The following is a 4,798-nucleotide window of genomic DNA, read 5'->3' on the forward strand; positions in this document are numbered from 1 at the left end:
CGGTCGGCTTCCCGGCCGTGGCCCGCCCCAGGAGCAGCGCGGCCGCCGCCGCGCCCACGCCGACCAACGCGGCGCCGACCCACAGCGCGGGCCCGAGACCGTCCACGAAGTGCTGGGCGGGCCCGTATCCGCCCTGGGCGGAGAAGACCGAGGCGAGGATCGCGATGCCGAGGGCGCCGCCGACCTCCCGCAGGGCGTTGTTGGCGCCGGACGCGATGCCCTGCTCGGACGGGCGGACGCTGGACATCACCAGGTTCGCGGCGGGGGCGAAGTACAGCGCCATGCCGATCCCGCTGAGGATCAGGGCGGGAAGCTGGGCGGCGTACGACATGTCGGGCTCCACGATGACCGCGAACCAGGCGAGGCCGATGGCCTGGAGCGCGAGACCCGCGGTCACGACGGGGCGGCCACCGAACCGGTCCGCGAGGTAGGCCGCGACGGGAGAGACGATCATCGGCATGCCGGTCCAGGGGAGCATCCGCAGGCCCGCCTCGGTGGGCGAGTAGCCGACGACGTTCTGCAGGAACTGGCTGAGCAGGAAGATCGAGCCGAACATCCCGACGAACATCAGCAGGCTCGCCGCGTTGATCGCGGAGAAGGCACGGCTACGGAAGAGCCGCATGGGCAGCATCGGGTTCTCGCTCCGGATGCCGTGGCGCACGAAGAGGGCCAGGAGCGCGCCGCCGCCGATCAGACCGGTGAGGACGGTCGCACTGGTCCAGCCGTCGATGTTGCCGCGGATCAGCGCGTACACGATGCCGAACAGCCCGCCGCTGGCCAGCACCGTGCCGGTGATGTCGAGCGGCGCTCCCGTGCCGTACGACTCGGAGAGCCGCAGCCGGGCCAGCGGCAGCAGGGCGAGACCGAGCGGGACGTTCAGCCAGAAGATCCACTGCCAGGACGCGTGTTCGGTGAGGCTGCCGCCGATGAGTGGACCGCTGGCGACCGCGAGACCGTTGACGGCGCCCCATATCCCGTACACCATCCCGCGCTTGGCCACCGGCACGGCCGCCGTCAGCAGGGTCAGCGTCAGCGGCATCATGATCGCCGCGCCGACGCCCTGGACCGCGCGGGCCGCGATCAGCGCCTCGATGCCGGGTGCGAGGGCCGCGGCGGCGGAGGCTCCGGTGAAGATCGCGAGGCCGGCGATGAAGAGCTTGCGGCGTCCGAAGCGGTCACCCAGGGCCGCGCCGAACATCAGCAGCACGGCGAAGGTGAGGGTGTAGGCGCTCACCGTCCACTCGAGATCGTGCAGCGCTCCCCCGAAGTCCTCGCGGATGGCGGGCAGGGCGGTGGTGACGACGAGATTGTCGAGGGCCGCCATGAATCCGGCGACGCTGGTGATGGCGAGGGCCCAGGCCGCTTCCCCGCGCCGTGGTGTCTGCTGTGACATTGCTTTCCCCTGTGGTTAGTTATTGATGACTAACTTTCATGGGCGCAAAAATGAGCACCCCCGTGACGCGCGCGACTCACTCCTTGGACTGCACCGACTCGTAGAAACCGGTCCACACCCGGTGGTCGGGCCGGAACCCCATCGACACCAGGACGTTGATCAGCATCCCGTACGCAAGGAACTGCGTCGCCTCGCCGACGTCCGCCCCCAGCGCGAGGCGGACCGTGTCGTACATCTCCATCCAGCCGGCCCGCAGCGCCTCGCCGAACTCCCGGTCGCCGGACGCCTCCGCGGAGGCCACGGCGACGTACATCTGCATCTGCATGAGCAGCTTGTCCGGGTCGTCGGCGATGAGCGCCTGATAGGCCTCACCCATGGCGAGCAGGGCCGCTTCCCCCTGGAGCCCCTCGGACGCCTTCCTGAAGACCTCGGTGACCTCCTGGCAGCAACGCCCGGACGCGGCGAGGAAGATGGCCTCCTTCCCCGGGAAGAGGCGGAAGAGATACGGCTGCGAGACACCCACCCGCTTGGCGATCACCTCGGTGGACGTGCCGTTGTAGCCACCGCGGGCGAACTCGATCATCGCCGCGCGGATGACGCTCTCGCGTCGCTCCTCTGCGCTCATCCTGACCATGTGATGAAGTTAGTGGCCAATCACTACCTTAGTCAAGAGGTCGCGGCGGACGCGTGGCGCATGAGTAAGGGGCACCCGCCAATGGCGGGTGCCCCTTACTCCTTACTTGCGTGACCTGCGTGCGTGACCCGCGTGACCCGCGTGACCCGCGCACGAAGGTCAGGCGAGCTGGACCACCGCGCGGGACATGCCGAGCACCTTCTGGTCCCCGCTCATCGCCACCAGGTCCACCCGGACCCGGTTGTCGTCGAGCTTCACCGCGACCTTGGCGCTGACCTCGATCAGCGCGCCCTTGTCGTCGTTCGGGACCACGACGGGCTTGGTGAAGCGCACGCCGTACTCGACGACGGCGGCCGGGTCGCCGACCCAGTCCGTCACCACACGGATCGCCTCGGCCATGGTGAACATGCCGTGCGCGATGACGTCGGGAAGGCCGACCTCGACCGCGAACTTCTCGTTCCAGTGGATCGGGTTGAAGTCACCGGAGGCGCCCGCGTACCGCACGAGCGTGGCACGCGTCACGGGAAAGCTCTGGGCCGTCAGCTCGGTGCCGACCTCGACGCTGTCGTACGAAATCTTGGCGGTCATCGCCTCACGCTCCCTCTGCCGCAGGCTCCGCCGCACGCGCCACGAGCTTGGTCCAGGCGGTCACGACGTGCTCGCCGGCCTCGTCGTGGACCTCGCCGCGGATGTCCAGGATGTCGTTGCCCGCCATCGACTTGATGGCCTCGATGGTCGAGGTGACCGTGAGCCGGTCCCCCGCACGCACCGGGCGGGTGTACGCGAACTTCTGGTCCCCGTGCACGACACGGCTGTAGTCGAGCCCCAGCTGCGGATCCTCGATGACCTGGCCCGCGGCCTTGAACGATATGGCGAACACAAAAGTCGGCGGGGCGATCACATCGGGGTGCCCGAACGCCTTGGCGGCCTCCGCGTCGGTGTACGCGGGGTTGGCGTCGCCCACCGCCTCGGCGAACTCACGGATCTTCTCCCGGCCGACCTCATAGGGATCGGTGGGCGGGTAGGACCGCCCTACGAAGGACTGGTCGAGCGCCATGGACTCGGTACCTCCTGCAGGTATGGGTAAACGACGCGAGGCCGCCCCCAAGAATCGGGGACGGCCTCGTGTACGAGCCTGTGTCTAGCGCGTTTCGCGGTGCGCAGTGTGCGCGTTGCAGCGCGGGCAGTGCTTCTTCATCTCAAGACGGTCCGGGTCGTTACGCCGGTTCTTCTTGGTGATGTAGTTCCGCTCCTTGCACTCCACGCAGGCCAGCGTGATCTTCGGGCGGACGTCTGTGGCAGCCACGTGAGTGCTCCTTGACGGACGGATGGACGGATGAACGCAAAAAAAGAGTAGCCGATCGAAGGTCCGACCCCACAATCGGCTACCAATTGAGTAGCGGTGACCGGACTTGAACCGGTGACACAGCGATTATGAGCCGCTTGCTCTACCGACTGAGCTACACCGCTGTAGATGCCGGATCCCCTCGCCCGAAGGCGAGGATCACTCGACATCAGAGCCCCAATACGGAATCGAACCGTAGACCTTCTCCTTACCATGGAGACGCTCTACCGACTGAGCTATTGGGGCGAGCGATGAAGACATTACACGGTCGGTCGCCGATCGCCCAAATCCGTTTCGCCGGGGCTGTCCGGGGCATCTCGGCAGGCGTCCCAGCCGCCTCGCCACGTCACTTCGGCGCCTCGCACCACACCGGTTCGGCCCCCTCGCGCCATGCCCGTCCGGAGCCGCGCACCACGCCGGTACGGAGCCGCGCACCACGCCGGTACGACTATTTCGCTCCTCCTCGAAGAGGGCCGGTCGTCGCCCTAGGCTCGACCCACGCTGCGTGATCTTGGACGTCTGGATCCAGTCCTGCCCCAGGACGTCTCCGTCCCGTCCGTCCCGGAAGACACCACGCCCCGCAGCCGCCCCCGAACCTCAGGAGCGCGATGCCCGACAGCCAGCCGCAGCCCCACTCCTCCGGCTCCTCAGGTTCCTCCGGCTCCTCGGGTGATGACGCCGACGCCACCGCGCTGCTCCTCTGCGGTGCCCGGCTGACCGACGGCCGGACCGTGGACGTGCGGCTCGGCTCCGGGCGCATCGAAGCGGTCGGCACGGCGGGCAGCCTGACCGCGCACGCCGCGCGCGTGGACCTCGGCGGCTACCTCCTGCTGCCTGCCGCTGCCGAGCCGCACGCGCACAGCGACACGGCACTGTCCGCGGACGCGGAGGGCCCGGTCTCGTACGAACTCGCCGATGTCCAGCGCCGGACCACCGAGGCCGCCCTGCTGCAGCTCGGACACGGCGCGACGGCGCTGCGCTCGCACGTGCGGATCGGCGACGTCCCGGGGCTCACGTCGATGGAGGCGGTGCTGCAGGCGCGGCGTTCGCTGCGTGGCCTGGTCGACCTGTCGGCCGTGGCCGTACCGCGCCTTCTGACCGGGGTGGCAGGCGCCGACGGGCTCGCGATGCTGCGGGACTCGGTGAAAATGGGCGCCTCCGTAGTGGGCGGTTGCCCCGACCTGGATCCCGATCCGACCGGGTACGTGGAGGCGGTGCTCGAAGTCGCCGCCGAGCACGGCTGCCCCGTCGACCTGCACACGGACGGCAGCGATCCGGCGCGGCTCGGGCGGCTCGCGACGATGGCGGGCGGGCTGCGGCCCGGCGTGACGATCGGGCCGTGCGGCGGCCTCGGGCGGCTGCCGTCGGACGTGGCCGCACGAACGGCGGAACATCTGGCGGCGGCCGGGGTGGCGGTGGTGTGCCT

General features: G+C 69.3%; 6 protein-coding genes and 2 tRNA genes. 1 reads left to right on the forward strand and 7 read right to left on the reverse strand.

Annotated features, from left to right (window positions below):
- The 7 genes from ABD378_RS00005 to ABD378_RS00035 all read right to left on the reverse strand — a co-directional run.
- Positions 1-1,393: DHA2 family efflux MFS transporter permease subunit (locus ABD378_RS00005; RefSeq protein WP_344518130.1), on the reverse strand; the 1,393-nt coding region annotated here is incomplete at its 3' end.
- Between the two features lie 76 nt (positions 1,394-1,469).
- Entirely contained in the window at positions 1,470-2,027 is a 558-nt protein-coding gene (locus tag ABD378_RS00010; RefSeq protein WP_344518131.1) for a TetR/AcrR family transcriptional regulator, read from the reverse strand.
- A gap of 159 nt (positions 2,028-2,186) precedes the next feature.
- Positions 2,187-2,615 carry a MaoC family dehydratase gene (locus ABD378_RS00015; protein ID WP_344518132.1) on the reverse strand — a complete coding sequence of 143 codons (429 nt, stop codon included), beginning with the start codon at positions 2,613-2,615 and terminating at the stop codon, positions 2,187-2,189.
- A gap of 4 nt (positions 2,616-2,619) precedes the next feature.
- On the reverse strand, positions 2,620-3,084 hold the full coding sequence (locus ABD378_RS00020; protein ID WP_344518133.1) for an FAS1-like dehydratase domain-containing protein: 465 nt from the start codon (positions 3,082-3,084) through the stop codon (positions 2,620-2,622).
- 84 nt (positions 3,085-3,168) lie between these two features.
- Positions 3,169-3,333: a 50S ribosomal protein L33 gene (gene rpmG / locus ABD378_RS00025; RefSeq protein ID WP_004571794.1), complete on the reverse strand. Its 165-nt coding sequence runs from the start codon at positions 3,331-3,333 to the stop codon at positions 3,169-3,171.
- A gap of 91 nt (positions 3,334-3,424) precedes the next feature.
- Positions 3,425-3,497 (reverse strand) — tRNA-Met (locus tag ABD378_RS00030).
- Between the two features lie 48 nt (positions 3,498-3,545).
- Positions 3,546-3,618: transfer RNA gene (locus tag ABD378_RS00035), tRNA-Thr, on the reverse strand.
- A 362-nt stretch (positions 3,619-3,980) separates the two neighbouring features.
- On the opposite strand from ABD378_RS00035, the gene ABD378_RS00040 reads away from it, so the two are divergent.
- Positions 3,981-4,798: amidohydrolase family protein (locus ABD378_RS00040; protein ID WP_486389295.1), on the forward strand; the 818-nt coding region annotated here is incomplete at its 3' end.

It is taken from the genome of Streptomyces rectiviolaceus, assembly GCF_039533825.1.
Lineage (GTDB): Bacteria > Actinomycetota > Actinomycetes > Streptomycetales > Streptomycetaceae > Streptomyces > Streptomyces rectiviolaceus.

Bases quoted from the DNA above. Each gene is read 5' to 3' on its own strand.
- ABD378_RS00010 (WP_344518131.1), bottom strand. From the start codon at position 2,027: ATGGTCAGGATGAGCGCAGAGGAGCGACGCGAGAGCGTCATCCGCGCG.
- ABD378_RS00015 (WP_344518132.1), bottom strand. From the start codon at position 2,615: ATGACCGCCAAGATTTCGTACGACAGCGTCGAGGTCGGCACCGAGCTG.
- ABD378_RS00020 (WP_344518133.1), bottom strand. From the start codon at position 3,084: ATGGCGCTCGACCAGTCCTTCGTAGGGCGGTCCTACCCGCCCACCGAT.